The organism is Chitinophagaceae bacterium (assembly GCA_016713085.1).
Lineage (GTDB): Bacteria > Bacteroidota > Bacteroidia > Chitinophagales > Chitinophagaceae > Lacibacter.
On sequence record JADJPV010000001.1, the window covers coordinates 1,115,118 to 1,141,421 of the forward strand.

General features: G+C 40.5%; 30 protein-coding genes and 1 pseudogene. All 31 read right to left on the bottom strand.

What is annotated here, in order from left to right; all coding sequences use genetic code 11:
• Positions 1 to 2 precede the first annotated feature (2 nt).
• Positions 3 to 1,379: a hypothetical protein gene (locus IPK31_05315; GenBank protein MBK8087398.1), complete on the bottom strand. Its 1,377-nt coding sequence runs from the start codon at positions 1,377 to 1,379 to the stop codon at positions 3 to 5.
• The gene (locus IPK31_05320; protein MBK8087399.1) at positions 1,376 to 2,533 is read right to left on the bottom strand and encodes a glycosyltransferase family 4 protein; all 1,158 of its coding nucleotides are present in this window, start codon (positions 2,531 to 2,533) and stop codon (positions 1,376 to 1,378) included. The genes IPK31_05315 and IPK31_05320 overlap by 4 nt, the downstream gene beginning before the upstream one ends.
• A gap of 244 nt (positions 2,534 to 2,777) precedes the next feature.
• The gene (locus IPK31_05325) at positions 2,778 to 3,296 is read right to left on the bottom strand and encodes a glycosyltransferase family 4 protein (GenBank protein MBK8087400.1); all 519 of its coding nucleotides are present in this window, start codon (positions 3,294 to 3,296) and stop codon (positions 2,778 to 2,780) included.
• Between the two features lie 630 nt (positions 3,297 to 3,926).
• Positions 3,927 to 5,204, bottom strand: coding sequence for a glycosyltransferase (locus IPK31_05330; protein MBK8087401.1), 1,278 nt, complete (start codon positions 5,202 to 5,204; stop codon positions 3,927 to 3,929).
• Positions 5,161 to 6,201 (bottom strand): acyltransferase, encoded by a 1,041-nt coding sequence (locus IPK31_05335; GenBank protein ID MBK8087402.1) that lies wholly within the window; start codon positions 6,199 to 6,201, stop codon positions 5,161 to 5,163. The genes IPK31_05330 and IPK31_05335 overlap by 44 nt, the downstream gene beginning before the upstream one ends.
• Positions 6,202 to 6,208: 7 nt before the next feature.
• A complete protein-coding gene (locus tag IPK31_05340; GenBank protein ID MBK8087403.1) occupies positions 6,209 to 6,751 on the bottom strand; it encodes a polysaccharide deacetylase family protein in 543 nt (180 codons plus the stop codon).
• Positions 6,735 to 6,938, bottom strand: coding sequence for a hypothetical protein (locus IPK31_05345; GenBank protein MBK8087404.1), 204 nt, complete (start codon positions 6,936 to 6,938; stop codon positions 6,735 to 6,737). The genes IPK31_05340 and IPK31_05345 overlap by 17 nt, the downstream gene beginning before the upstream one ends.
• On the bottom strand, positions 6,931 to 8,139 hold the full coding sequence (locus tag IPK31_05350) for a glycosyltransferase (GenBank protein MBK8087405.1): 1,209 nt from the start codon (positions 8,137 to 8,139) through the stop codon (positions 6,931 to 6,933). The genes IPK31_05345 and IPK31_05350 overlap by 8 nt, the downstream gene beginning before the upstream one ends.
• Before the next feature lie 6 nt (positions 8,140 to 8,145).
• Positions 8,146 to 8,748 (bottom strand): class I SAM-dependent methyltransferase, encoded by a 603-nt coding sequence (locus IPK31_05355; protein MBK8087406.1) that lies wholly within the window; start codon positions 8,746 to 8,748, stop codon positions 8,146 to 8,148.
• Between the two features lie 65 nt (positions 8,749 to 8,813).
• On the bottom strand, positions 8,814 to 9,965 hold the full coding sequence (locus IPK31_05360; GenBank protein ID MBK8087407.1) for a hypothetical protein: 1,152 nt from the start codon (positions 9,963 to 9,965) through the stop codon (positions 8,814 to 8,816).
• On the bottom strand, positions 9,946 to 11,061 hold the full coding sequence (locus IPK31_05365) for a DegT/DnrJ/EryC1/StrS family aminotransferase (GenBank protein MBK8087408.1): 1,116 nt from the start codon (positions 11,059 to 11,061) through the stop codon (positions 9,946 to 9,948). The genes IPK31_05360 and IPK31_05365 overlap by 20 nt, the downstream gene beginning before the upstream one ends.
• Before the next feature lie 10 nt (positions 11,062 to 11,071).
• Positions 11,072 to 11,539, bottom strand: coding sequence for an N-acetyltransferase (locus IPK31_05370; GenBank protein ID MBK8087409.1), 468 nt, complete (start codon positions 11,537 to 11,539; stop codon positions 11,072 to 11,074).
• A 53-nt stretch (positions 11,540 to 11,592) separates the two neighbouring features.
• Positions 11,593 to 12,620 (bottom strand): annotated as a pseudogene (locus tag IPK31_05375) (Gfo/Idh/MocA family oxidoreductase).
• A gap of 6 nt (positions 12,621 to 12,626) precedes the next feature.
• Positions 12,627 to 13,376 carry an imidazole glycerol phosphate synthase subunit HisF gene (gene hisF / locus IPK31_05380; protein MBK8087410.1) on the bottom strand — a complete coding sequence of 250 codons (750 nt, stop codon included), beginning with the start codon at positions 13,374 to 13,376 and terminating at the stop codon, positions 12,627 to 12,629.
• Positions 13,373 to 13,990, bottom strand: coding sequence for an imidazole glycerol phosphate synthase subunit HisH (gene hisH / locus IPK31_05385; protein MBK8087411.1), 618 nt, complete (start codon positions 13,988 to 13,990; stop codon positions 13,373 to 13,375). The genes hisF and hisH overlap by 4 nt, the downstream gene beginning before the upstream one ends.
• Positions 13,987 to 15,129 carry an N-acetyl sugar amidotransferase gene (locus tag IPK31_05390; protein ID MBK8087412.1) on the bottom strand — a complete coding sequence of 381 codons (1,143 nt, stop codon included), beginning with the start codon at positions 15,127 to 15,129 and terminating at the stop codon, positions 13,987 to 13,989. Before IPK31_05390 ends, hisH begins: the two co-directional genes overlap by 4 nt.
• A gap of 1 nt (position 15,130) precedes the next feature.
• Positions 15,131 to 15,766, bottom strand: a complete 636-nt coding sequence (locus IPK31_05395; GenBank protein MBK8087413.1) for a class I SAM-dependent methyltransferase — start codon at positions 15,764 to 15,766, stop codon at positions 15,131 to 15,133.
• A gap of 4 nt (positions 15,767 to 15,770) precedes the next feature.
• Positions 15,771 to 16,880 (bottom strand): glycosyltransferase family 4 protein, encoded by a 1,110-nt coding sequence (locus IPK31_05400; protein ID MBK8087414.1) that lies wholly within the window; start codon positions 16,878 to 16,880, stop codon positions 15,771 to 15,773.
• Positions 16,877 to 18,001, bottom strand: coding sequence for a UDP-N-acetylglucosamine 2-epimerase (non-hydrolyzing) (gene wecB / locus IPK31_05405; GenBank protein MBK8087415.1), 1,125 nt, complete (start codon positions 17,999 to 18,001; stop codon positions 16,877 to 16,879). The genes IPK31_05400 and wecB overlap by 4 nt, the downstream gene beginning before the upstream one ends.
• A complete protein-coding gene (locus IPK31_05410) occupies positions 17,998 to 18,777 on the bottom strand; it encodes a glycosyltransferase family 2 protein (GenBank protein MBK8087416.1) in 780 nt (259 codons plus the stop codon). The genes wecB and IPK31_05410 overlap by 4 nt, the downstream gene beginning before the upstream one ends.
• Positions 18,778 to 18,784: 7 nt before the next feature.
• The gene (locus IPK31_05415; protein MBK8087417.1) at positions 18,785 to 19,741 is read right to left on the bottom strand and encodes a glycosyltransferase; all 957 of its coding nucleotides are present in this window, start codon (positions 19,739 to 19,741) and stop codon (positions 18,785 to 18,787) included.
• Positions 19,742 to 19,760: 19 nt separating this feature from the next.
• Complete coding sequence (locus IPK31_05420) at positions 19,761 to 20,396, bottom strand: NeuD/PglB/VioB family sugar acetyltransferase (GenBank protein MBK8087418.1); 636 nt, start codon at positions 20,394 to 20,396, stop codon at positions 19,761 to 19,763.
• Entirely contained in the window at positions 20,393 to 21,478 is a 1,086-nt protein-coding gene (locus IPK31_05425) for a DegT/DnrJ/EryC1/StrS family aminotransferase (protein ID MBK8087419.1), read from the bottom strand. Before IPK31_05425 ends, IPK31_05420 begins: the two co-directional genes overlap by 4 nt.
• Positions 21,475 to 22,239 (bottom strand): class I SAM-dependent methyltransferase, encoded by a 765-nt coding sequence (locus IPK31_05430; GenBank protein ID MBK8087420.1) that lies wholly within the window; start codon positions 22,237 to 22,239, stop codon positions 21,475 to 21,477. The genes IPK31_05425 and IPK31_05430 overlap by 4 nt, the downstream gene beginning before the upstream one ends.
• A gap of 18 nt (positions 22,240 to 22,257) precedes the next feature.
• Positions 22,258 to 22,623, bottom strand: coding sequence for a hypothetical protein (locus IPK31_05435; GenBank protein ID MBK8087421.1), 366 nt, complete (start codon positions 22,621 to 22,623; stop codon positions 22,258 to 22,260).
• Positions 22,623 to 23,219: a glycosyltransferase family 2 protein gene (locus tag IPK31_05440; GenBank protein MBK8087422.1), complete on the bottom strand. Its 597-nt coding sequence runs from the start codon at positions 23,217 to 23,219 to the stop codon at positions 22,623 to 22,625. The genes IPK31_05435 and IPK31_05440 overlap by 1 nt, the downstream gene beginning before the upstream one ends.
• 6 nt (positions 23,220 to 23,225) lie before the next feature.
• The gene (locus IPK31_05445; protein ID MBK8087423.1) at positions 23,226 to 24,002 is read right to left on the bottom strand and encodes a nucleotidyltransferase family protein; all 777 of its coding nucleotides are present in this window, start codon (positions 24,000 to 24,002) and stop codon (positions 23,226 to 23,228) included.
• A gap of 4 nt (positions 24,003 to 24,006) precedes the next feature.
• Entirely contained in the window at positions 24,007 to 24,189 is a 183-nt protein-coding gene (locus tag IPK31_05450; GenBank protein ID MBK8087424.1) for a hypothetical protein, read from the bottom strand.
• A complete protein-coding gene (locus IPK31_05455; protein ID MBK8087425.1) occupies positions 24,186 to 24,383 on the bottom strand; it encodes a hypothetical protein in 198 nt (65 codons plus the stop codon). The genes IPK31_05450 and IPK31_05455 overlap by 4 nt, the downstream gene beginning before the upstream one ends.
• Entirely contained in the window at positions 24,380 to 25,006 is a 627-nt protein-coding gene (locus IPK31_05460; protein ID MBK8087426.1) for a glycosyltransferase family 2 protein, read from the bottom strand. Before IPK31_05460 ends, IPK31_05455 begins: the two co-directional genes overlap by 4 nt.
• Before the next feature lie 5 nt (positions 25,007 to 25,011).
• Entirely contained in the window at positions 25,012 to 26,301 is a 1,290-nt protein-coding gene (locus IPK31_05465) for a BNR-4 repeat-containing protein (protein ID MBK8087427.1), read from the bottom strand.
• Positions 26,302 to 26,304 lie beyond the last annotated feature (3 nt).

The window sequence follows — 26,304 nt, forward strand, 5'->3', positions numbered from 1 at the left end:
AGTCAGAGTTTTAAACGAAGGAATCTGTCGGCGGCCCAGTAACAGAACCCGATAAAAATCATGTTCTTCAGTAATGAATTCACACACATCAGGATATCTGTTTCAATTTGTACTGAGTTTAAAAATAATACCGGAAACCATAGAATCAGTGTCGGGGTTTTACGGATCACTTTCAGTAATAAATAAATGACTCCTGAAAAAAACAATCCATAAATTAACATAAAAAATATCCCCCCCTGTACACCAAAATTTCCATAGGCTTCCCCCATCGGGCTTATGTTCATGCTGTATCCTACAATCTTAAACCCGGTAAAACGTTCCATATTAAATTGGCCACCTGATATTGGCTTATCGGGCCATAAAAGCCTTGGCACAAAGGATGCTGCCAGGGAAGTAAAAATGGTTTCTCCCTCAGCATAAGGGGCAGTTTTTGGAATATGCACCATCACTTTCCCGATGATCATTCCCTGGTTAAAACGGTTCACAGTTGGAAACATCAGTGTCCAGTCGAAAAACTGATCCGGGCTGGCCAACCTGTCAATAAACAGGGTAAAAAATGCTTCTGTATTTCCCTGGTCACCTCCCTGCCCTCTCCACGCCACATCCCTGTAATCGCTCTTGATGCTTTGCAGTACAACCACAAAGATGAACCCAACAATCGCAATACTGTATTTTAATGTATTGGTGATTTTTCTTCCCAAAAGAACCAGCATAACTGACAATGCCAGCAAATACACCAGTTCTCCAAACATAGCCTGAGCCAGTGAATTGGCAACTACAGCTACAATACCGCCAACCAGGTACCATGTTCTGTTTTTCGAATCAGAAAAAAAAGTATAAAGTACTCCCACATATAACAGCTTTCCAAAAAGATAGGCTACATACTGCAAGTCACCGGGTATAAAAATTTGTAAAAAACCGGAAACAAAACCAATGATGATCATTAATATTCCGAGGTTGCCCTTCCCCTTAAGATATTTCCTTGATTCATTTACTGCCAGAGTAAATTTTAACCCATAAGAAGCCTGCAGCATCTCCGGAAGTTTAAGCCCGATGATCAGCGCAATTACCGCAGGAAACATATACCCATAATAAACCTCTGCGCTAACACCCATATCATATTTCAGGGCAATCACCATGGCATCTTCATTGTATACATGAAACACAATGGCAGGCATCAGCATACACTGGAAAAGAGCCAGCAGGATGGGAATATCCATCAGGTTATACGACTTACCGATGGAATCAATAAAATTCAGCAGGAAATAAACAAATAACCCAATAGCTGTAATTTCCTCCGTTCTCATATTACCCGCCAGGGTAAATGAAAAAGCAATCAATAATGCAATGACAACGAAAATAATTTTGTTCAGCTTCATGCTACGAATTCAATGGCTTCTGCAATTTTCGTAAAAGAAAATGATTCAATAAGGCGGAAACTTTTTTCACCCATTTTGTTTATTGGTGATGTATGTTCACTAAAAAAACGGATTGTTTTTTCAAGATCCTGTTGATTCATGGCACTGAAAACAAAACCGTTCTCACTAACCAGGTCGGCCGCACACCCACATTTATTACTTACAACCACGGGTCTTGCACAGGCCATCGCTTCATTTACACTCAGTCCCCAGGTTTCTCCCGGCCCTTTGGATGGCAGTACAAACACATTGCCCAACCGGTAAACAACCGGCATCAACTGCTGATTCTGAAAATCAAGAAAGAGTATCCGCTCATCACCTGCTGCCTGCTCTTTCAGCTTTTGCTCCAGTAACCCATTCCCAACAATCAATAAACGAATACCGGGATTGGTCAAGGTTTTAAATGCACTGATCAGTAAAGCCGGGTCTTTCTTTTCTTCAAGCTTACCTGCAAATAAAAACACAAGGGCTTCATCCGGAATCTCTAACTCTCTGCGCCATGTGTTGGCCTTTGCTTCATAACGGTCATCTGTATCAAAAAACCGTTCGTTCTCCACGGCATGGGCAGCATAGTGTAACTGTGATTCTTTTATACCATGCTGTATAAAGTAAGCTTTGTTCGCTTCTCCTGTATACAGTGCCACATCAATATGCCGGTACACCCATGTTAAAAAAAAACGCCTCGCTGCTTTCCTGAATGAAAACCCGATGGCTTCATCTAATAAAGTTGAATCGCCACGGAAGATGATCTTTTTTCTTCCTTTAAAATAACGCAGCACCCGTAAATGACTTTTAAAACTCCAGCCATATACAAGCAATGCATCCGGGTTATACTGATCAATCCGTTCAATCAGATCCCGGTTATCAATCCCCCTGAAATTTCCTGCACCGGGAGTCTTCGAAATATTTTCAACAAACTCCTGTTCATACCCGTCGAGTAAAGGGATATCCCATTTAAACTCTTTTTTGAAATCAGGATCATACACCAATCCATCTTTTGTTTGCCCCCATGTATAAAACACTTTCACCGCAATATTCTTCCGTTCAGTAAGTACCCGAAATAGCGGGGCATTATACTGTATAGGGTGCGATGTAATAATAGCGAGTTTCTTCAATGAAGCTATTTGTCAATTATACTTTGTAAGAATAATTTTTATTTTACCAGTCATCTCGAATTGATGGAGCAACGCAGTTGCGGAATCATCAATGAGAAATCTTACTCTTAGTAGTTGGCCTTCAATGATGCATTCACTTAACTTCTGTATGCCTCTGACCCCCTAATTCCCAACTCCCCTGTCCTCTGTGAACTCAGCACCTCTGCGTGCAAACATCCTCTTCCCGCCTTCCCGGCAACCCGTTTTACTTCATCACTTCTTCCTCAATAACCTCTGCAATCTTTTCCAATGAAAAATGTTCAATATGTTTTAAGGCTTCTTTACCCATTTGCAATGTAGCATCCCTGCTCTCAAACTTCTTTATACAGTGAAACAAATCGTCTGCATTACCGGTATGAAATGTAAATCCTGTTTTTCCTTCTTCAATTAATTCAGGTGCACAACCGCAATGATCGCTTACAATCGCCGGTCTTCCACAAGCCATTGCTTCATTCACGGCAAGCCCCCATGTTTCACTTTTACTCGGCAGCAGAAATACATCACCCACCCTGTACACCACCGGCATCTCCGATTGATTTTTGAAGGGTTGAAAAATAATTCTTGTATCACTCTTCGAAAGTTCTTTCAACTCCTGCTCCTGTTCTCCGTTTCCATACAGCAGCAGTCGGTATTCTTCTCCTTTCAACTGCTGAAATGCTTTGATCAAAACATCTAACTGCTTTAATGCATAAAATTTTCCGGCATATAAAAAAAACAACTGCATTCACAGGAATCTGTAATTCTTTCCGTTCTGCTGCAGCTTTTATTTCCCATTGTTCATGATCAGAAGAAAACCGATGATTATCTACTGCATGGGAAGCAGCAACTAATTGTTCTTCTTTTAATCTGTACTTTAAAAAATAATTCCTGTTGAGGCTGCCAACATAAAATACTTTCTGCACGTTACGGTAAACAAATTTCAGGACTTGTGTTTTTACAAACTCCTTCATTCCTGTTCCTTTATTCTGCAAATGTGAATCACCTCTGAAAAACAAACGGGACGATCCTCCCATCACCTGCATAATTTTCAAATGACTGAATACACTCCAGCGGTAAACCATTACAGCCTCGAAATTTTCTGCTTTTATTTGTTTGTTTAAACCCGGATTGATAATTCCCCAAAACCTGTTCGAGTCAGGATGTTTTGATCTGTTATCAATGAATTCGTAATCATACCCGTCCAGCAAAGGAATATCCCAGCTTCGTTTCATTCCAAATCTTGCATCATACACTTCATCTTTCGATTGACCCCAGGTATAAAATACTTTTACATCAATTCTTTTTCTTTCGGTCAGTAACCGAAACAACGGTGCATTATACTGAATTGGATGTGTTGTTATGATGGCAAGACGTTTCAGGAAACAACTTTATTAAACAGTTCAACCTGCCGGGCTGTCATATTAAAGGCAGAATATTTATCTATCTCCGTTTTAATTACTGCCGGCTTTAAAAGATGAAGTGTTTGAAACCCGGGCATTACTTCTTCAATTTTTGCCAGCATACTCACTTCGTTGTCGTCTTCATTTAATCCTACTGCAATCCCTGCATTTGTTTTTCTGATAAAATCAAATACCAGGCTTTTCTCATGAAACATACAAAAAACAGGTTTGCCGGCAAATACATTGTTATACACTTTTGATGCGTTATAATCCTTATCAACAGAACCAGGAATCAGTAAGATATCTGCATGCATTAATGTTGCCAGTGCAGAGAAGTAGGAAATACGTTCCGGTATCTCCGTTACAAGCTGCGGAATACCCAATTCATCAGCCAGTTCTTCAACAATTTTTTCCTGTGTACCTGTAGCGTAGCTGGTGCCAATAAAATAAAAATGATATTGATCAATATCAGCTACATGGGTTTTAAGTGCAGTAAACAAGGCTCTCAACATCGGAATAAAAGCCTGTCTTAATAAAGCGCCGATATAAACTACATTGATCTTGTCTTTTGTTGCTGTAATAACTTCAGGCGCAATCTGCTTCCTCCTGGTAAATACAAAATCATTTTCTGCCAGCCCAAATGGTATCACTACGGATGGAATGGATGCTAACACGGGATACCGCCGTTGCAATTCATTGATATACCCTTTCGATACAGAGATAATACCATCTGCATGCGGCATCGTATAGGCTTCCATTTTTTTATGAATCGTATAGGCCATTTTAAACTTGGGCGGTCTTACCGACTTTGGTCTGCTGAGATAAAAATCATTGCGCCAGGGATCCTGCATATCAACAACAAATGGACCTCCGAATTTTTCCTTCCAGTAGCGTCCCAGTGCAATAACATGAAACATGGTCGTTGAGAAAAAAACCAGGTCAAACTTTTTTTTCTCTAACAGTTCAGTTCCCTTTTGTTTAAAATGATAATAGGAACGGATAGATAAACTTCCAAGTCCGAACTTTCTTGTATACCGCAGAGGTAAAGCTTTCACTTTATGTACAGGTATATCTGCAGGAATGGTTTCACTCAGCAATTCATCTGTAAACCCATCTGTATATTGCTCATCCACACAAATCACTTCAGCTTCCCAGCCCATTTCTTTATAAAAGGGAAGGCTCATCCGCACCCTCTGCATATCAGGTGCATTAACTGGCGGGAAGTGCGGCGATATGATCAGTACCCGTTTCAACTTTTTTGTAGGTAATTTTTTTAGATAATAACTGCGATGGATATTCCACCAGTTTATAAAACACCCATGATACAACAAGGGTAACAATCAACGCAGCGAGTAATACCAGCCATACTTTCCAGTCTGTATCAGCATACCGTCCGCCAAGGTTGATGATTCGTCCGCCAATGGGAACATGCAACAGGTAAAGTGAAAAAGAAATTTTGCCGAGAAAATCAGTGATCCTTGATTTGAATTCTGCATAACAGATCAGTAAAGCAGTAATTAATCCGGTAAGTGGCATTGTATACAACTGCCCTCTTACCAGGCTCACAGAAACGGCCACTGCAAGTACTCCCCAAAAGAGTTCCCGGTTAATTCTTCCTGTTTTATAAGCCGCTGCTCCAATACCCATTACAAATAAAGGCATATAACTGAACACGTATAAATGGATAAAGAAGCTGGCTGTTAACCCGGCTGCAAATCCAATCAGTAAGGTCCATTTGCTCTTCCAGAGAAAAGGAAGCAACAATCCAATTAAAATATAATAATGAAACTCTGCTTCAAGGCTCCAGTAAACAGGAAGCAGCCATTCAAATCCGAGGTGTTCGGGTAAATAAGCTATATGTGAAACCGTTTGCCATAGATTGAACTGAAACGGATCACCTTTAAATCCCGGAACAATGGTTGACAGGTAAGCAAGCACTATCACCAATACAACTGATAAGAGGTAAGGCGGTTCAATACGAAGGCATCGCTTGGCAAAAAACTGGAAAAATCGTTTGATGGTATAACCGCCTTTCACCAGCGAATAAGGAATGATAAACCCGGATAAAACAAAGAAAGCCTCAACTCCCAGCCATCCATGTGTTACAATGCGCTGGTACCATTCAGCACTGCCGGTGAATTCCATATTTCCTTTGGAAAAATGAAACAGGCATACGGCCAGTGCCGCCAATCCACGGATGGTTTCAACAATACCTATCCTGTTTTCTTTTTTTACGGTTCTTATTTCCATCAATTGATTAATAACGTTTCAGAGGATCGGTAAAAAAGCGGTAGCATTGATACGCAAAGGAAAGTTTTTGCTTTAGTGTTTCAACGGTATCCCCATCATGATAAATAAAACGGCGCAACGCCAAATCATTTTCAAAAGGAGTATAAATGCTGTTGGCATAGCTGTAACCGGCAGCTGCTAATATAGCCCGGTAATTTTTGGGCACCGAACCAAACGGGTAGGCAAATGAACAAACCTCTTTGCCGGTAATTGATTCAAGTATTTTTTTACATTCTCTTACTTCAAACCGCAAAGCTGCTTCTTCAATTCCTTTTAAACGGATATGATGATGTGAATGTGCCCCCACTTCCATCCCCAGCCTGCTCAGTTCTTTTAACTCAGCTTCATTCATTAATTCCACTTTTGCTCTTCCTTCTTCTGTATCCCAGCTGTTGGTTCCACCAATATGTGCAGTTGGCATATAAAAGCTGGCCTTCATTTTCCGCTTCTGCAATTCGGGAATCGCAAAGTCAAATAAATGTTTCGGGCAATCATCAAATGTGAGAATAATTTTTTTTGCTCACTGCTGTTCCTGCAACAAGATCATCAAGCCCGACCGTTTCATATTTGTTTTCTTCCAGGTAATTCAGCAATTGAAGAAAAATCTTCCTGCTGATGCTGTATGGCTTTAATGATGCATGTGAAGGATCGTCACTTACATGATGCAGCATTACAATAGATGGAATCTTTTTACGCACTGATTGCCTTCTTCACTAATTCAAGTAATTTTTTTTCCTGTGCCTCCCATGAAAATTGTTCATTGAATTGCTGCAGCTGGGTTCTTCGGTTTACCGGTGCTGATTGTAACAGTATGTCAATTTGCTTAGCCCATAACTCAGGATGATCAACCGGAACAGTTGTCACTGTATCAGGAAAAAAAGCTGCCACCTCTTTCTGCCCTTCGGTATCAGTAGCCAGTACTTTGATGCCGGCCTGCAGGTATTGCAGTATTTTATTGGAAACAGTTCTGTTTTTATTCTCAGGAGTATTGTTCTCAATTGCCAAGCCAATATTGTGCTGAGCAAGTATTGAAACGAGCTCATGATGCTTTACAGCAGGATGAATGATTAATTGATGTCCTTTGTTAAACGGAAATATTCTATTTAACTCGGCATCATATCCTGCCACACATGCTCCAATCAAGTGCAATTCGATCTTTGTTTCCAGAACATGCAATGCTTTCAGAATCGTTTCAAGGCCCCTGCCCGGGCCGATTGTTTGAGAAAACCAAACAAGAGATGAGCCGTTGCTTGCTGCGACAACTTCAGCTGCATTTTCCTTTTCAGAAAAACCATTATACAAAACATGCGCTTTCTTTCCTGAAGAATAGGTTTTTTCTAAAGCGGTTGCCATTGATTCAGACGGACAACTGCAGTAAACGCTATTCTCCAGAGCAAAATTCTCCAGCGATTTAAATAATGCAACCGGCCGTTCAGGAACAAGATAATCATGGCTGTACCAGTCTTCAATATCATAAGCAAGTTTCACACCTTTACGGATCAGTTCTTTCCCCACCAGGATTCCAAACTCAGTATGGGCAATATATAAATCAGCCTTTTCATTCAATGCAGCCTCTGTCATGATTTGTGGTGCATAGCCGATACACCAGGAAGATTCAATATTCAGTATTCTTTTCAGATCACGTGCAAGCCTTCTGCGTAAACGGATATAAAACCGTTTCAAAAACCTGATCTCTCCCGGTATCAGGTTCAGGGAAGCTTTATAAATAATATTCTTTCCCTGGATCAGTAACAGATCCTTCTCTCTTTTTTCGGATGATGTCCATATAGTGAGGATCACCACTTCATAACCCGCAGCAGCCAGTGTACTCGCTTCTTTCCATGTTCTTGGATTGGAGGAAAGATGAAGATCAGAAATCAGACAGATTTTTTTTGACATCCTTGTTTAACTTATCCCTATTGGGAGGGATGAAATGCATTTAATTGTCCACTTCTGCCCCTTCCTGTTTTCAACTGTTTCCTCAGCCAGCAGTTTATATTCAACGGCAATTTTCTCCCAGATATAAGTATGCCTGCTGTCTTCACACATAGAGATGATGATCACCCCTCCTGCATGCAGGTTTTCCTTAATAGCTTTTGCAAGAGTTTTCATTGGCCGGCTGAAATAATAAATGGTTTCATTAAAGACGATTACATCAAACCTGCCAGTTACATCATCTGCATCATAATCTACTTTTCTGAAGTCTGCAGAACTGAATTTTTCCTTTGCAATTCTGATTGCATTTTCAGAAAGATCAATGCCGCTGTATTTCAATGAACCCTGAAAATTTTTAAATAAGTAATCATACAGCACACCGTTACCGCACCCAATATCCAAAATGGAAACAGAGGCAGCATGTTTTTTAATCTGTTCACAGATGGAAAAATAATGTGCCGCTTCGTCTTCTGAAAAAAGATAATTCCAGGTGCCATCTTTATACTGCTGTTCCCAAATGGTTTTACTGATCCTGTTTCCAAAACCAAAACGGCTCAGTAAGGTTGAATACAATAAATACCTGAGCCGGTTTTTTAATCTTACGGATAAATTATACATAGAAAAACAGGCATGGATAGTTAGGTCTTAATTTCATGTATCAGTTTTGCGATCTGCTGAAGTTTCTTTGAATAAGAACTTTCAACTGCTGTCAGAAGCCGTTTATTAATCACTTTCTTTTCTTCCCCCTTTTTTACCAGCTCAATGGTTTGCTGAAACAGGGCAGCATAACCGGTATTCTCTTTTGCGGGAAGCATATATAACAGATCTGTATTTGCATAACTGCTTACATGATGTGCAACAACCGGTTTACCAGTTGACAAATACTCCAGCAGTTTATGTGAATTGGAGCCATCCCATACACTGTTTACACCGATCTTCCAGCAAAGCCAGAACAGATCAGCTTCCTTCATCTGTTCCTGTAACACTTCACTGTTTACCGCACCTCTCAATTCAACATTACATTTGTTTTCAAGAAATGAAATAAACCCATCCGCTTCTTTATCTGTTACTCCTCCAAGATTCAGATCGCTTTGTTGATATGATCCCCAGAAAATAAATTTCACTTCGGGGTTTCCTTCAATTACCTGCATCATGGTTGTTCTGTCTAATGCTTCCATCCTCAGATTACCCGTGTACCCTGCAGTGATTTTTTTATTTTCCGAAACAACGCTTCCGTTTTTCAGCAGTTCTTCTGCTCCCAGTACAAAACTTTTCTGCAAACCATGACCAATCATATATACCGCTCTGCCGCTTTGTTTCATCCGTTCATAAATGGTATCAGATACAGCTAATGAAAGCGCTGCAGAATAAACTTCAGGAGGTAATTCATCATACCAGAACTGATCGGCTGCAAAAAAAAGATTCACCGGCGCACCAAACCATTGCAGGTTTTGAAACAGGTAGCCCTGAAAACTCCATACCACATCCGGTTTCGCATTAATTTTTTTCAGCAGTGCACTTACTTGTTGCTTTAACAGGAAAGAATACAGGAAAGAAGGCAAAAAACGTTTGGCCCTGAAAACAGGTTTATAATTTACAATACGAATCAGGGGATGATCAGCACAGGTTTTAATTTCAATACCGGTATGGGAGAGCTGCGGTGGTTCAATAAAATAAACACGGCAGTTTTGTGCAGCAAGTTCCAGTGCATAATGATGCTTGCTCACTTTCATGGTTCCCCATCGTTCAGGAGAAAGAATAAAAACAGTTTTATCCCTGAACTGAAACATGTTCAAATGAATGGATCAGTGAAGCCACCCGTTCAATCTGTTCCGTTGTTAATTCTGCAAATAAGGGAATGGAAAGAATCTGTGATTGATTGGCAAATGCCGCAGGAAAATCGGCCGGCTGAAAATGCCGGTTGGCATAGCAGGGAAGAAAAGGCAATGCAGTTGGATAATGTACAGCTGTTTCAATACCATCTTCTTTCAGCAACTGTACCAGCTCTTCACGGTGATTAGTTTTAATCACATACAAGTGATGTACATGTTGATAGCCCTCTTTCACCAACGGGGTTTTAACGGAGCTGCCGCGGAGAAGTGTTGTATAGGTTGCTGCATGATTGATTCTTGCCTCCGTCCAATTTTCAAGGTGTGGAAGTTTTGCAGAAAGAATCGCTGCCTGTAATCCATCGAGCCGGCTGTTTCTTCCTTCAATCAAATGATTGTGTTTTCCTTTCTGTCCGTGATTGGCAATCATGCGGATGGTTTCTGCCAGTGCATCATCATTAGTTGTCATACAACCTGCATCACCATATGCACCTAAGTTTTTGCCGGGATAAAAACTGTAACTCGCTGCATCGCCAAATGAACCCACTTTCTTTCCATGAATGCTTGCCCCATGTGCCTGTGCACAATCTTCCATTACTTTCAATTGATGCTTGGCAGCAATTTGCATAATGGCTGGCATATCTGCAGGGTGCCCATATAAGTGAACAGGAATAATCACTTTTGTTCTGGATGTAATGGCTTTTTCTATCAGTGAAACATCAATGGTAAAATAATCAGCTTCCACATCCACAAATACAGGTGTTGCGCCAACATTGCCAACAGCTTCGGATGTACTGATCCATGAATGTGCAGGAACAATTACTTCATCGCCTTCACCAATGCCCCATGCCTTTAAAATAATTTCCATCGAATCGGTTCCGTTGGCACAGGCAACCACATGCTTTACACCAACATAGTCAGCAAAAGACTGTTCAAAGTTTTTAATGGCAGCACCTCCAATATAAGAGGAGTTTGCAATGGTTTGTTCAATAGCTGAATCAATTTCTTTTTTAATCGTCAGGTACTGTGCGTATAAATCAACAAAAGGAATTTTCATTTTTATAGAATTAGATTGAACGAATTTTTCTGGCAGGGTTTCCTGCATAAATACCGGGTTCGGTAATATCTTTTGTTACTACTGCACCTGCACCAATCACGGCATGATCACAAATTGTAACAGGTAGAATGGTTGCATTACTGCCCAATGAAACATGATTGCCGATAAAGGTACTTTTCCATTGACTCTTATCTCCACGGGCAGGGCCTCCACCGCTGAACAGATCATTAATGAACATCACTCCGTGACCGATAAAACAGTCATGACCAATGCTCACCAGTTCACAGATAAAAGTATGGCTCTGCACTTTGGTGTTTGCACCAATCTCCACATCCTTCTGTATTTCCACAAAGGGACCAATAAAACAATTGTTTCCGATACTGCATCCATATAGATTAACCGGCGTAACAACCTTCACGCCTTCACCGAAGACGACATCTTCTTTTATCCTGCTTTCGAATAGTTGTGGTTGATTCATGATTTATTTTTTACCGTCATTGCGATCCACCAACTGGCGTAGAAGCAATAATCTTAATTAGCCGGCGTAACATCAACTGCTGATGTATAAATTTTATCAATGATCTCAACCGTTTTCAATCCTTCAAAACCATTCGTTGCAATTACACCACCATTACTCAGCACTTCCACTACATTCTGGTACACTTTATCATGATTACTCATGGAGCCGAAATACTTTCCGTAATTATTTGGCGGATTTCCTGCCGGCAGATCTTTGATCTCGTAATTTTCAATACTCTGGTATTCCATTTCATTGAGATACTGTCCGCCGATCTTTAGGGTTCCCTTTTCACCAAAGATGGTCAGCGAGCCTTCCATATTATGATCATAGCTGTTTACGGAATAATTAATGGTACCGATAGCCCCGTTATAAAACTTCAAACTCACTGTACCTGTATCTTCAAACTCAATAATTCCTTTGTGATGATAGTTGCCGGTAAATGCATGTACATCTTTACATCGCCCACCATCCAGTATAATAAATCAATAAAATGACTGAACTGTGTAAACAGTGTACCTCCATCCATATCCTTTGTTCCCTTCCATGAATTCTGATAGTATTCATTGTTACGGTTCCAGTAACAGTTGAGTTGCGCACTGTATATTTTTCCCAGTCTTCCTTCATCAATAATTTTCTTTACGGCAGCCACCGGTGGGTTAAACCTGTTCTGCTTTACAATAAATAAACGGCGGTTGGCCTTTTCTGCTTCCTTGATCATTTCTCCGCAATCCTGCACACTTACTGCCATCGGTTTTTCACACAATACATTAAAACCTGCCTTTAATGCGGCAATGGTATGTGCTGCATGTAAACCGTTGGGTGAGCATACACTCACAACAGTAATTTCATGTTGAGCGGTTAACAGTTCTTCAACAGAACTGTAAGGCTTTGCCTTGTATTTTTCAGCCAGTGCAGTTGCTTTCTCAGGAACAATATCACATACAGCAACAAGTTTTCCAATATTGTTGATATGTTCTGCATGGCGTTGGGCTATCCGGCCGCAGCCAATGATAGCGAAATTGATTTTTTGAGTACTCATAGTATATTAATTCACTAATTTAATTCCGGATGGGAAACTGATCAGCACACCCATTCCTTTTTTCTGATATACAAACATACTGCCTGCTGCTACAGCCGATGCTCCTGCATTGACTGCTTTTTTAAAATCATCCGTGCTTCCTGCACCACCACATGCAATCACAGGAACAGTTACTGCAGGTGCAATTTTTTCAACCAGCACTTCATCATAACCCTCCCATGTACCGTCACGCTCAATAGAGTTGATCATAATTTCACCCACACCGTTTTGTTCAAGTGTTTTCGCCCATTCAACAGGATCATGGCCTGTGCTCTTTGTTCCTGAATGTGAATACACTTTGTATTTCCCAAACAGGTTTTTCTTTACATCCATTGAACCAACAACTGCCTGCGCTCCGTACACATCAGCAATTTGCCTGATAAGTTCCGGGTTTTTAAACAGCACTGAATTGAGAATTACCTTTTCATAACCTGCATCAAATATTTTTTTCGCTTCAGTATAATTTGAAATACCTCCTCCGTAACTCATGGGCATAAAGGCTTCTCCTGCTATTTCTGTAATTTTTTTGAAGTCTATTCCTCTTCCATCAGAAGATGCATTGAAGTCTATAACAGCTAATTCATCGGCTTCCTTTTCATTAAAAATTTTAACCGTATTAATGGGATCGCCCAGGTAATTTGGGTTTCTGAACTTTACCGTTTTATAAAGCCCTCCGTTTTTTAAAAGAATAACAGGAATAATTCTTACCCGGCTCATCGTTCAGTTTTTGAAAAATTTTCCAGCAATTTCATTCCGAACTTGTGACTTTTTTCAGGATGAAACTGTGTACCGAATATATTTTGCTTTCTGAAAGCTGCAGCATATTCATAACCGTACTTTGCCTTACCCGTAACCATTTCATCACTGTCGAATTGAAAATGGAAAGAATGGGTAAAATAAAACCGGGCCTCTGAGGGTAAATCATTCCATAACGGCGAAGGCCTGTTGATGATCAGTTCATTCCAGCCCATATTGGGGATTTTTAACTGTGGATGTTCACTTAACCTGAAGCGGATCGTATCAGCATCCACCCATCCCAACCCTTTTTCAATTCCCTCTTCACTTCCTCTGGTCATCATCTGTGCACCTACGCAAATACCAAGCAGGGGAACTTTTTCTGCGAATGCTTTTTCCTCTACAACTGCTCTTAAACCGCTTTCATTAAATCGCTGCATACATGAATCAAAATGGCCTACTCCCGGAAGCAATATCCGCTCTGCCCGTTTTATTTCTTCCACATCGGCTGTAATGATGGCTTCTGCACCAATACGTTTAAACATATTGAGTACGGAAGTAAGATTGCCAACTCCGTAATTTACGATTGCTGTCATTTAACAGGAAACAGTTTCCGGTAGAGATATTTCACCGGTTTCAAAATGGGGTAACGCAGATCAATCGGCTTTTCATAATCAAACTCATAATGACTGCGTGGAGCTGTTTGCATAATGGCTTCAAACTCCGCCTCCGTGAGGTCGAATTTTTTCAGCACAAAAGCATAATCTGTTTTTTGCTGCACGGCATCATACACGGGCTTCTGCAATTCAGCCAGTGCTTCTTCCTTCGTGATCTGTCCGCTAAAAATCAAATCACTTAAATGTGCTTTTCGTTTATCAATTTTAAACTTCACTGGCAGAATATAGCCCTGGTAAAATCTTGTCCAGATACTTTCATAATGCTTGCCGCCATAATCTCTCCATCCCAGTTCATTCTGTATAAGATCTTTCACCGCCTGTTTATTATAGTCAGCATAATCAAGTACCGAAACACTTCGTACGCCTTTTATTTTCTGGTAATACCGTTTCACTTTTGCATCCATAAACGGGAATGTCTTTAAGGGAACCGTTCCGTATGCTTTATGAATGGATTGAATATTGATATGATCTGTTTTCGGAAAGATCCATGATTTCGGCAACGTATTTTCAGTCTGCACATTGGTACCACTCAGAATGTATTTGATATTCTTTTCTCCTGCCAGCCTGTACAATGTGGCAAAAATGGCATGATCCGTAATGGCTTCAATATCCACTACTGATGCTTTAAGATAAGACAGCTGCAGATCCCTGAACTCCTCCCAGTTGATGACATAGGTAAACAAATCCAATTCGAGTTTACTCACAATGTTTTCAATATTCATCACCGATAACTCAGAGTTCCATCCATTATCAAAATGCACGGCAAGTGGACGAAGTCCCAGCTGTTTGGCGAGATAAGCCACATAAGTACTGTCAACACCACCGCTTAAACCCATAATACAATCATAGGGTTGGTTTTTTCCGGCTTCCTTTATTTCTGCTGCAATGGCTTCCAGTTGTTTTCTTCCTGCTTCGCCTGTAACAACATGCTCTGCTTCCGCTTTCTTATACTCGTAATAATAATTGCTGATTCCCTTTGCATCAAATACAATATCCTTATCAGCAATGGTATCCATTACACTGATGCTGCATTGCCGGTAAGTCCCTTCACCTGTCATATCATCCCTGTTTTTCAAATACAAAAAAATCGGCCATTGATTCCTGCTCTCCGTTACCGGGGAATGGATTTTTCACTTCTGCAATGAATGTCCATTCAGTAAAACGCTTTGCATCATCTGTAAATTTACGGTGGAGCACATGCTGCGTTTCATGAAGGTAAAAATTGGTAGAGTACACCACTACATATTTTTTACCGAGGCTGAACAGATCCTGCAGGTATTTGAGATAATTGTTTTCTTCTACAATATGATACAGTACATCAAGCGACAATGCCACATCAGCTTTCAGGGTATCATCAGCCACAAAACTATCCGGCTTGTACAGCACAAATTTCTTGCTGGTATCGCCTTCAAATTTTTTCCGGCAAAGATCAATAATAGTGGAAGATACATCCATCCCTGTATAAGAAGGATAATGAATGATCGACAGCTGATGACCGTCACCGCAACCCATTTCTACAGCAGAATGAATCTTTTTTTCTTCAATGAATTTGTTGATGAAGTCGGCTTTGAATACCGACAGGCGGCCGTAAGAGCCGTCACCTGAATTACCTCCGCCTGCATACCTGTTCTCCCAGTAGTTCAGCGAATTAAATTGATCTCTGCCTAATAATTTTTTGATGAATTGTTTGATCATATACTTATTCGATTACGTTCAGTTCTTTTGTTACAATTGTATGAAGACTGCAGATTTGTTTAACAGATGCTGCCGTTTGTTGAGATAGTTTCTGAAACAGTTCGGGATGATGATACATCCGTTCAATGGCATCGGCCACTTCACGGGCATTATTGGTTACAAACCCTGTTTCCATATCTGTTACAAATTCAGGAATGGCCGTGTTGTTGGATGTAACGGGAACAAGACCGCTGCTCATAGCTTCACACATCGATACTCCCTGTGCATCCTGTCGTGTAGGACAAAGAAAAATGCCGTTCTGTGCATGCAGCTCAGGTATCATGATCTGGCGTACAGCTCTTTCCTGCAATTCAACGTTCTTAAATTTTTTCAGCGGATCAGTGATTTTTTTAAAGAACTGTCCCTGCCCGATAAGGGTAAACTGCAACTCAGGAAAAAATGATTTTTCAGAAAGCAGCTGAATGGCTTTTGCAGAAATATCATTGGCATATTTATTTGAACCGAATGAACGCAGCAGAAGTATCCGTTTCCGCAGCTCAGGATTTTTTTGCTGATACGTAAACAGGTCGGTATCTATCGGGTTAGCAATAATTGTTTTTTGTTTGATTTTGCTCAGCGTATCCCATTCGGTAATTTGCCGCATCCAGTCCGATACAAATACAAACTGAATCTGTGCGGTTCTGTTTGCATAACGGATCATCTTCCTGAACTGGAATTGCTGATAGGTATTCTTCTTAATATAATTCAGCAGTACCGGCGAATACCAGGTATAATTAAACAGCCTCCTGTACCAGCCCAATGCTTCATAACCATGTACCCAGATGATGACAGGAATGGTGATTTTTTTTATGATCTGCTCCAGCATCCACGACTGGTAAAAATGAATCAGCACTTTGTCGGGGCTGAATGCTTTTACTGCTTCCGCAAGTTTTTCCTGATCATTGAACATCTCCACATCAATTCCTTCATACACAAATTCCCTTGGTTCATGAAAGAATGAAAACACTTTTACCCGGTGCCTTTTGGCATATTCCTTTGCACGTACATGCACAAATACATCACCCATGAGGTTATCAAGGTGGGGATAGTTTTCATCAAGGATCAGCAGCTTCATTCTTTGGAAAAATAGCGGATGACCTGTTCAACAATCTGTTCAGCTGAATCACCCTTCCCAAAAGGATTCTGTGCCGTACTCATTTTTTTATACGCTTCTTTATCTTCAATTAACCTGCTTGCTTCTAAAATAATTTTTTCTTTGTCTGTACCCACCAGCATCGCAACACCGGCTGTAACAGCTTCCTGCCTTTCGGTAGTATCTCTCATAACCAGTACAGGTTTCCCCAAACCGGGCGCTTCTTCCTGTACACCTCCTGAATCAGTGAGTACAAAATAACAACCGGCAAGCAGTGATGTAAACTGTATATAATCTAATGGCGGAATAAGATAAATATTCTCCTGCCCGCTCAGTATCTCCTGTACGGGCTTCTGTACATTGGGATTTAAATGTACAGGGTATACAAAATTATAACCGCTGTATTTCACTGACAGTTCTTTAATGGCATGGCACATGTTTTCAAAACCGGAACCAAAGTTTTCACGCCTGTGCCCAGTAATCAGAATAAACGGTTTCCCATTTGCCGTCCATGGATAATCCCGTTTATATGTTGCAGCATCCTCACTGATTTTCTTCTGTGTACACTGTAAGGCATCAATAACCGTATTGCCTGTTACAAAAACCGTTGATGCATCAGCATGTTCCTTTGCAAGATTTTCTCCTGCCAGTTTTGTGGGAGCAAAATGCAAATCAGTAATTTTTGAAATCACCTGACGGTTAAATTCTTCCGGGAAAGGTGACTGCATATTGTAAGTTCTCAGACCTGCTTCTACATGACCCACTTTTATTTTTCGGTAAAAGGCTGCAGTAGCCGCACACATGGCCGTAGTGGTGTCACCCTGTACTAACACAATATCCGGTTTTACTTCCTGCAGGTAAGCATCCACTGCATCAAACGACCTGGCTGATAATCCGGCCAATGTTTGATTGGGCCGCATAATATCCAATGAATGATGAACGGTCAGTTCAAAAAAATCAATCAGCGGCAACACCATTTCTTTATGCTGCCCCGTAAAACAAACATTCAGTTCAATTTCTTTTCTTTTTTCAAATGCTTTGATCAGCATCGCCATTTTAATGGCTTCGGGTCTTGTGCCGAATACGACAGAAACTTTAATCAACGGAAAAGTTTTAATAATTTATTCTTCAGGGATTGCTTTTTTATCGTTTGCAGGATGGTTGTTTTTTCTGCTTCGCTCAGCGGACAATCTGTATGTGCAAAAGCATCAGCAAAAATTTTCCTGCGAAGCAGATCATATTCTTTGGCATAATCACTCTGCGATTCCTGGCCGCCATGTATTCTTGACCAGTACAGATCAACGGGAAATTTTACCAGTGGATAGTACCTTCCTATTTTCAGCCAAAATTCATTATCACCGATCATCCGCTCACCACTGAAACCACCAACTGCATCAAACGCCGCTTTTTTAATAATGGCCGAACCGGGAGCACGGTCGAAATGACGGTGACCATTGAAATGTTCCCAATACGCATCATGCGGTGAAACACTGATGGGATAAGGATGAAGAGAATCTCCTGTACAGGATAAACCATAACCGGCATCAGGGAACTGTTCCATAGCATACAGCATTACCTGCAGGCAATGCGGATACATGAGATCATCACTGTCGAGATATTTGATATACTTCCCCTGTAGCATAAGAAGCTGCCCTGTTACGGTTGGGATAGTCGCCCAGGTTTTTTCATTCACATAAACCTTTACCCGCTGATCATTTTGTTCAAATGCCTTCGCTATTGCAACAGTAGCATCTGATGAACAGTCATCCACCACAATTAATTCAAAATCGCTGAGCGTTGATGCCAGTACACTTTCAACAGCCGCTGCAATATATTGCTCACGGTTAAAGGCAGTCATTAAAACACTTACAACAGGCATCAGTTAGTTAATAAGTTCCCTTCTGCTCGTTCTTACTCAGAAAGAACAGGAAATGAGTTTTAATAAAAAGTTTGCTTACAGTAATAACCAACCTGTTGCTTTTTACAACCTGCAGAAAAGGTAATTTCCAGAAAAGACGCACAGCTTTTCCAAATGCCCTTCTGTGAAACAGGTCATTAATGGCATTGATATTTTTTTCAATCACCACCCTGTACATTTCACGGTCCCCGTCAAAATAAGGAACCAGTCCGTAATTCAGCAACGCATCTGAATAAAGCATTTCGTTGATAGCCGTTTTTCGGCTCATGCCGCTGTAATGATGGTTGTATAATGCAAGCGGCTCATCCATATAATACAGGTCGCCTTTTTTACTCAGCAGGTAAAACAGGAAATAAGCACTTGCTTTTGCTTTCACAAACCATTCAGGAATGCTGACCACTTTATTCCTGAACATCACGGTACAAGTAGGTACCACGCAGTGATGAACCACTTCATATTTATTCATCTGCTGCTTCGGCTTATTGTTTTCTCTGAAATAAATAACGGCATTGGAATTCTTTGTATCGTTGATACGTGCATTGCTGTAACACATCACCACATCATTCTGTTCATCGAGCAGCTTCACCTGTTTGGCCAGTTTATACGGATCTGTCCACTCATCATCCCCTTCAAGCAGTGCAACATATTGCCCGTTGCAGCGGTGATAAGTCTTCAGCACATTCTGCTGCATACCGATATTCACTGTATTGTATTCATACCTCAGGATCTCAGGGTATTTCTGCTGATAGGCTTCACAGAGTTCTCTTGTACGGTCGGTTGAACTGTCATCACCAATCACCAGTTCAATGCGGAAATCAGTTTTCTGCATCAGTACACTGTCAATGGCACGTTCTATATAATCTTCCTGGTTATAAGCGATCATCCATACACTTACTTTCAGTTCTTTATGATTTGCTGCGTTCAATGTGTTAAGATTCGGCTAATCAGCTGACGTTTGTTTTAACCACTCTTGCAGGAACACCAACGGCCAGGCTGTGTGCAGGAATATTTTTTGTAACAACGGCACCTGCTCCAATAACACAATGTTCGCCCACTGTTATACCGGGCAGCAAAATTGCTCCGCTTCCGATTGAACAATTATTGCCAACTTTTGATTGACCGAGCAGGCGGCAGCCAGGTGACAATTCGCAAAAATCTCCAACCACCACATCATGATGAACGGAAACATGTACATGCACCAGTGATCCTCTGCCGATCTGCACATCTTCTGTAATTACGGCATACTGCATAATATTCAATCCTGCATCTTCATACATTTCTCCTTCCGGAATGGCTGCATTTGCTGCAATCACCGTATTAGGTTTTCCGCCAAGTGCAAGAAGCTGATGATAAAATTGTTCCCGCAGAAAAGGTTTTCCAACCCCAATGATAAACCGGTTGTCAACATGCAGGAAATGATCTTTAACGGCTTCTTCATTGCACAGAATATTGAATTTTTCCCTGAACAGCGCCGGATGACTTTTTGTGTTATCAAAAAAACAAAGTGTAGCTGCCTGTTCCGAAACAGGTAGTATTCCAAACAACTCTTTTGCATGTCCTCCCGCTCCTGCAATAATCATTTGCTGTAGTTTTGACTTCTTAATAAAAGTCTGCAGATCAGATCAATTTCTTCAGTAGTAATATTATAAAATAATGGCAGACAAAGAACCCGTTTACTTACTGAAGAACTAACTGGTAATACTGTTTGATCAACATAGCGTAAGGAAGAAAGCTCTGGATAAAAATAACGTCTTGGATAAACCCAGTTGGCAGTTAACAGATCAACTGCTTGAAGCAGACTCTCTTCACTGTCAAAAATAATAGGGAAATAAGAATAGTTAAACTCTGCACCGGTAGTTAAGGCAAGATGTGTAACCTTTAATGCCTTGAGTTGTTTTGTATAATACTGTGATTTTTTCTTCCTGTCGGCAAGGATGGCATCAACATGTTTCAGGTTCACCAGTCCCATTGCTGCATGAAACTCACTGTTCTTTCCATTGATCCCCACTTCGGCAAAATCATCGGGACCGTTATGCCCGAAGTTGCGCATAAAAGCCATCTTTTTCAGTAATTCAGGATCTTTTGTGATAACCGCCCCGCCTTCAACGGTATGATACAGTTTAGTTGCATGAAAACTGGTGGTGGAAACATCGCCGTATGCAAACACCGACTTTCCTTTATACATTGTACCAAAACAATGTGCCGCATCATAAATCACTTTCAGCTGATGCTTCTCTGCAATTTTCTGAATAGCATCAATATCACAGGGGTTACCGTAAACATGCGTGGCTAAAATGGCCGTTGTGTTTTTTGTAATGGCAGCTTCAATTTTGGCGGGATCAATATTAAAGGTCTTTGCATCAATATCTGTAAACACTGGCGTACAGCCTTCCCATACAATACTGCTGGTGGTGGCAACATAAGAAAATGGGGTTGTAATAATTTCACCTTTCAAACCAAGTGCTTTAATGGCAATCTGCAAAGCAATGGTTCCGTTGTTGAGGTATAATAAATGATCAAGCCCCAGGTATTCTTTCAGCTTCAGCTCCAGGTCATTCACCAGCGGACCGCTGTTGGTTAACCAGTTCCTTTCCCAAATTCCATCAAGCATACGGAGATATTCTTCTTTAGGAGGCAGGAATGGCTTTGTAACATTTATCATTGATGTTTCTTTTTACCGATATCTACATCAGATTTTGCTGATATTCCATTCTTATAAAACCGGTCTTTTCCCAATACTGACGTATCAGCCAACTCCAGCTCAAAGCCTGCTTCCTGAATCCTGCTTTCAAAAACAGGTTTTGTATAAAGCCTTAAATGATCATCCTGTCCAAATCTTTTTTCCCGCTCAGCTTTTGAAATTTGTGAAAGGTCTTCATCATAAACATGATTACCCAGTGCAATGGGCACCAGTAAAAGACATCTTCCTCCGGGCTTAAGGATCCTGTTTATTTCAGAAAGCGCTTTCCTGTCATCGGGAACATGTTCAAGTACATGCGAGCAGATAACCAGGTCAAACCTGTTCTCTTCATAAATATGCATGTTCTGAATATCCGATTTATCATCAACATCTTCATCATACAGATCCGTACTCCTGTAGCTTATTTTTTCACTTTCCTGCAAACTCTTTCGCAGAGCTGTGCTCGGAGCTATATCAAGTAGTTGCTGCTTGTTACTGCTTCCGCTGAGTATTTTCTCTTCAATATAAAGCCTGATCAGGCGATCCCTGTCGTTACAGTTACAAAAGGGGCATTTATACTCTTCTGTATGCAATGTTTCAAAATCCTCAAACGAAACAATGAATCCTGCTTTTTTGTAGTAAGAAATGTACTCTTCACTGATACTGTCAAAACGGTAAACCCGGCTGCCGCAAACATTACACTTCTTTTTAGCCAGAGCTTTTTTAATTAGTTGTTTTATCAATGTATTTTTTTAATATTTTCAATTCTTCTGCGGTACCGGTGGCTTGCCACAATATTGTTCATGTGCTGCATCAAGACTGGCCTCTCCCTGTTTCAGATGTTTCATAAACAGGTTATATGCTTTTAACCCTGCTTTGAAATTACCCGTATTGTACTGATACCATTTTATAACTGAAGCAGGATTAAAACCCGTTGCGGCTGCAAGTGTTTTGAGTATACTCAGTTTCGATCTTACCGGCAGTACCGGCTGTTCATATAAAAAACCAAACTGTTTATATCGGAAATACATGGTTGTAAAGGCCCGCTTAAATGTAAATTCCTCATTCTCCAGGTGATAATGATACACCCTTGCTTTGTAATTGTACACAATGGCGTACCCGCTCATCAATGCATCTTTAGCCCATAATGGATCTTCACCATAAGTGATTTTCTGAAAGGGATCTGCTGCAAAATAGATTTACGGTATAAAGCTGTTACATCATCCCAGCCGCAGGCAGCTGTTTTTTCGGCAGCACTGAGTTGCTCAAATTCGTTTGCCGATGAAAACTGGTAACGCTTCAGCTCAGGTGCTGATATTGGCCTGAACCATTCAACCGGGTTTTTATCTTTTTCATGCGGCACTACCTGCTGTCCGCATACACCGGCTACGGTATCATCTGTAAATCCCTTCAGTAATTCTTCAATCCATGACTGATCAAATGCTCTTGCATCACCAACCGTCATCAGCACAAACTCACCTGTTGCTTTACTTACACCAAGGTTCCTGGTGGTACCATGATTAAATGCAGATGATGGAATTTCAACCAGCACAGTTTCTTTATAAGAACGCACTATATCCTGCGTACCATCAACCGAACCCGAATCAATGACAATGATTTCCTTTACAGGCACGGTTTGAGAAAGGATCCCGTCAAGACAGTCTCTTATTTTCAATGCCTCGTTTTTAACAGGAATTACAACGGAGATCTCAGGATACGGCATGCTGAGTTATAAATGAAATTTTTTCAATGCAATGTCTAATTCATCGGAAGTCCCGATATCAATGTACTTACCATCAGCAGCTGCAAAACCTTTTACCTTCATCTTCCGTTCAATGGCCAGGTTAAATACATCGCCAAGTACATTCTCTTTTGTATTACCATTGCGGCTGCTTACAAATTCAGCAAGAAGTTTGGTGAAAGCAGGCGACCAGATGGCACAACCCCACATATACTGCAGATCACTTTTTTGGGGCTTATCAATCGTGTACAGCACATTGTTCTTATCATCCATCTCCACCATTCCAAACTTGGAAGGATAACTGGTGGGAAACAAACCAAGTGTTACATCTGCTGCATCCTGTTCATGTGAAGTAAGCATTGATTGAAAAACAGTATCGGGTTCAATGATGGTATCGGGCATACCAAACATCACGGTACTGTCGCCGATCCAGTTATGTGCAAGATTCAAAGCATTGGGCATACCGTTTAATTCTTCCTGGTACAGGTAAGCAATATCGGCTGCAAAGCCTGATCCATCGCCGTAATATTTCATAATATCGCCCTTGCCTTCACTTACAATAATCAGTACTTTTTTTGCCCCGGCTTCAATGATATGTTCAATGAGGTACTGGCTGATGACTTTGGGCCGCCGTTGCATGCTTCCGTTCACCATATAATTCTGGTAGCCTACGGGAAATAATTCTTTCGGGCAGGGAAAGGGTGCCAGTCTTGAACCTTTACCGGCTGCCGGTATTAAACCAACAATATTTTTTGTTGCAGACATCTGTTTATGATTGATACGTTAATTTTCCGAGTGTTGACTCTACATGAAAATGCCTGTACACTTTTTCGCCCCTGTGTTTCAGGAACGGAAATTTATACAAACGAAACCTGTAATAATTTATATAACTGCCCAACAGCTTTACTTCTTTTTCAGTAATTACTTTTTCATCAAATCCCCAGCTGATCATTTCCTTTGCTCCTTCATATTTTTTGTACGGGCCATACCTGAAAGGATTTCTGCCAGCATATATTTTGCTTCGGGCAGCAATTTCTCCAGCTGATTTTTTTTCAGGAGATCAACTGCTTTTTTAATCACCAGCACACGGCTTTCCTGTTTCGGCAATGCCAGGAAATTATTCCTGCTGAGACTTTGGTGATTCACCCTGTTGTGCAGATCGGGTGGCAGGTTGAAAAATTTTTATAGCGATAACTCTGTATATATAACCTGAAAAATAAATCAATATCCTGCCATAAATATAAGTACTCATCCCATCGCCCTACTTTAAGAAAAGATGATTTTTTAATTAAGATGCCCGTGCCCTGGCAAATAGCATCCTGGTGAAACTGGCGTACCAGTTCTGTAACCGGCTTATCAATATTCCACCACAGGTTGAGATCATAGGTTTTTTTACTGAACATCAGTGAAGGAAAAATGCCGAAGTCGAGTTCTGGGTTACTGAGCATTGAATGAATCCTGTTTTCAATACAAAACGGTTCAATCACATCATCCGTATCTAAAAACATAACATACGCTCCGCTGCAATAATCAACTGCAATATTTCGGCAAGGGCATGCACCCTTGGGATCCCTGTTGCGCTGAAATACTTTTACACGGTTATCCCTTGCTGCATATTGCTGTAAGAGTTCCCAGCTGTTATCAGTACTTCCATCATCCACAATAACCCATTCCCAGTGCGGATAGGTTTGATTAAAAATACTTTCCGCCGTTTCATGAATAATATCTGCACGGTTAAAAGACGGAGTAATAATAGAAACTATATGCACCTTTTTTAATTACTTTTTGGCTTATTAATAAAGTAAGCCTTTATATTAGTCTTGAAATTCTGATAATGTTTATACTCCAGCACATCAACCCATAATAATTTTAAATTGCTGTAGTTTTTAACAAGCTGAGGTCTTACCTGATCTCTTGTTTTATTTAAAGAAATGTATTTGACAAATTCATATCCTTTTTTTGATGTGTCGTATAATCTTTCAGCAATGGTTACCCCTCCCCCGTTATTTTCCGCAGTGTATACTGTTGCCGGGTTTTTCTCATCAATAGCAATACCTGCAGGGTAATAAACATTTTCACTTTCACTTACCCGGGTTATATTCCATACGTCTCCACGATACACTGCAGTATATGCAACGCCGTTTTCAGTATTATATTTATAAAAAGCAATAACGGGCCGGCCATACAAGTCAGTTTTTAAATCCCAAACCCTTGTTTCACTGTTTGCAGGTGTTTCGTAAATTTTACCTGGCAAATGACCAATCGGTAATAAAAGCTGCTGTGCTTTCTCAGTTTCCCAGGAGTTGCCCCAATCACTGCTCCTTACATAAAACACATCCTTAACTTTTGTACTCAATGAATCTTTTATACTGAATGCAACATGAATTGTATCATTTTTAATAGCTGGTGCTATTGAGTATATCCAAGTGTTTTTACCGAAGTTCAGTAATTCTTTTTCTGAAGACCATGTATCTCCTCCGTCATCTGAACTCCTGTAAAAAAGGGCTCTTGTTCTGATTTCGCCTTGCTCAAATACATTTTTCTTATAGAAAACCATCAGTCTTCCGGCTTTATCTTCGACTATTGATGGATAAGTAACAGCTCCTGAATCAATAATTTTTTCTTCAGAGAATGCCTCGATATTTTCCGCTTCCTGAGATCTGATAAAAGATAAAGGAGAATTATGAAGATTAAGAAACACCAAAATATGTCCTTTGTATTTTCCGTTTTGCATTACCTGAAGAACCGGCTGCCCATGATCATCAAGATAGGACCACTCCTTAATTTTTTTAACCTCAGAAAGCTGTTGTTTATTTTCATCATAATAACAAACTTCTACATTTCGTTCATCGTCCATCCATGTTAAGTAGGTTCTTTTCTCCTTTCCTTCATAAAAAAAACCGCTTGGCTGGTTGTACCAGAGCAGATCACCTCCTTTCTCCAGCACATAGTCACCCGACTCTTCGTAATGCCGAACATTACAACCACAACTTAATAAAATGATTAAAGCTGTTATTGAAAAACATCTGCTTAAAGCTGAATAGGAATTAAGTTTTGAATGCATCAT

What these genes read in the sequence shown, in the direction of transcription:
- IPK31_05315 (MBK8087398.1), bottom strand. Translation starts at nt 1,379, where the DNA reads ATGAAGCTGAACAAAATTATTTTCGTTGTCATTGCATTATTGATTGCT.
- IPK31_05325 (MBK8087400.1), bottom strand. Translation starts at nt 3,296, where the DNA reads ATGCAGTTGTTTTTTTTATATGCCGGAAAATTTTATGCATTAAAGCAG.
- IPK31_05335 (MBK8087402.1), bottom strand. Translation starts at nt 6,201, where the DNA reads ATGGAAATAAGAACCGTAAAAAAAGAAAACAGGATAGGTATTGTTGAA.
- IPK31_05350 (MBK8087405.1), bottom strand. Translation starts at nt 8,139, where the DNA reads ATGTCAAAAAAAATCTGTCTGATTTCTGATCTTCATCTTTCCTCCAAT.
- IPK31_05360 (MBK8087407.1), bottom strand. Translation starts at nt 9,965, where the DNA reads ATGTTTCAGTTCAGGGATAAAACTGTTTTTATTCTTTCTCCTGAACGA.
- IPK31_05365 (MBK8087408.1), bottom strand. Translation starts at nt 11,061, where the DNA reads ATGAAAATTCCTTTTGTTGATTTATACGCACAGTACCTGACGATTAAA.
- IPK31_05370 (MBK8087409.1), bottom strand. Translation starts at nt 11,539, where the DNA reads ATGAATCAACCACAACTATTCGAAAGCAGGATAAAAGAAGATGTCGTC.
- hisF (MBK8087410.1), bottom strand. Translation starts at nt 13,376, where the DNA reads ATGAGCCGGGTAAGAATTATTCCTGTTATTCTTTTAAAAAACGGAGGG.
- hisH (MBK8087411.1), bottom strand. Translation starts at nt 13,990, where the DNA reads ATGACAGCAATCGTAAATTACGGAGTTGGCAATCTTACTTCCGTACTC.
- IPK31_05390 (MBK8087412.1), bottom strand. Translation starts at nt 15,129, where the DNA reads ATGACAGGTGAAGGGACTTACCGGCAATGCAGCATCAGTGTAATGGAT.
- IPK31_05395 (MBK8087413.1), bottom strand. Translation starts at nt 15,766, where the DNA reads ATGATCAAACAATTCATCAAAAAATTATTAGGCAGAGATCAATTTAAT.
- IPK31_05400 (MBK8087414.1), bottom strand. Translation starts at nt 16,880, where the DNA reads ATGAAGCTGCTGATCCTTGATGAAAACTATCCCCACCTTGATAACCTC.
- IPK31_05410 (MBK8087416.1), bottom strand. Translation starts at nt 18,777, where the DNA reads ATGCCTGTTGTAAGTGTTTTAATGACTGCCTTTAACCGTGAGCAATAT.
- IPK31_05420 (MBK8087418.1), bottom strand. Translation starts at nt 20,396, where the DNA reads ATGATTATTGCAGGAGCGGGAGGACATGCAAAAGAGTTGTTTGGAATA.
- IPK31_05425 (MBK8087419.1), bottom strand. Translation starts at nt 21,478, where the DNA reads ATGATAAATGTTACAAAGCCATTCCTGCCTCCTAAAGAAGAATATCTC.
- IPK31_05435 (MBK8087421.1), bottom strand. Translation starts at nt 22,623, where the DNA reads ATGAGCGGGTACGCCATTGTGTACAATTACAAAGCAAGGGTGTATCAT.
- IPK31_05440 (MBK8087422.1), bottom strand. Translation starts at nt 23,219, where the DNA reads ATGCCGTATCCTGAGATCTCCGTTGTAATTCCTGTTAAAAACGAGGCA.
- IPK31_05445 (MBK8087423.1), bottom strand. Translation starts at nt 24,002, where the DNA reads ATGTCTGCAACAAAAAATATTGTTGGTTTAATACCGGCAGCCGGTAAA.
- IPK31_05450 (MBK8087424.1), bottom strand. Translation starts at nt 24,189, where the DNA reads ATGATCAGCTGGGGATTTGATGAAAAAGTAATTACTGAAAAAGAAGTA.
- IPK31_05465 (MBK8087427.1), bottom strand. Translation starts at nt 26,301, where the DNA reads ATGCATTCAAAACTTAATTCCTATTCAGCTTTAAGCAGATGTTTTTCA.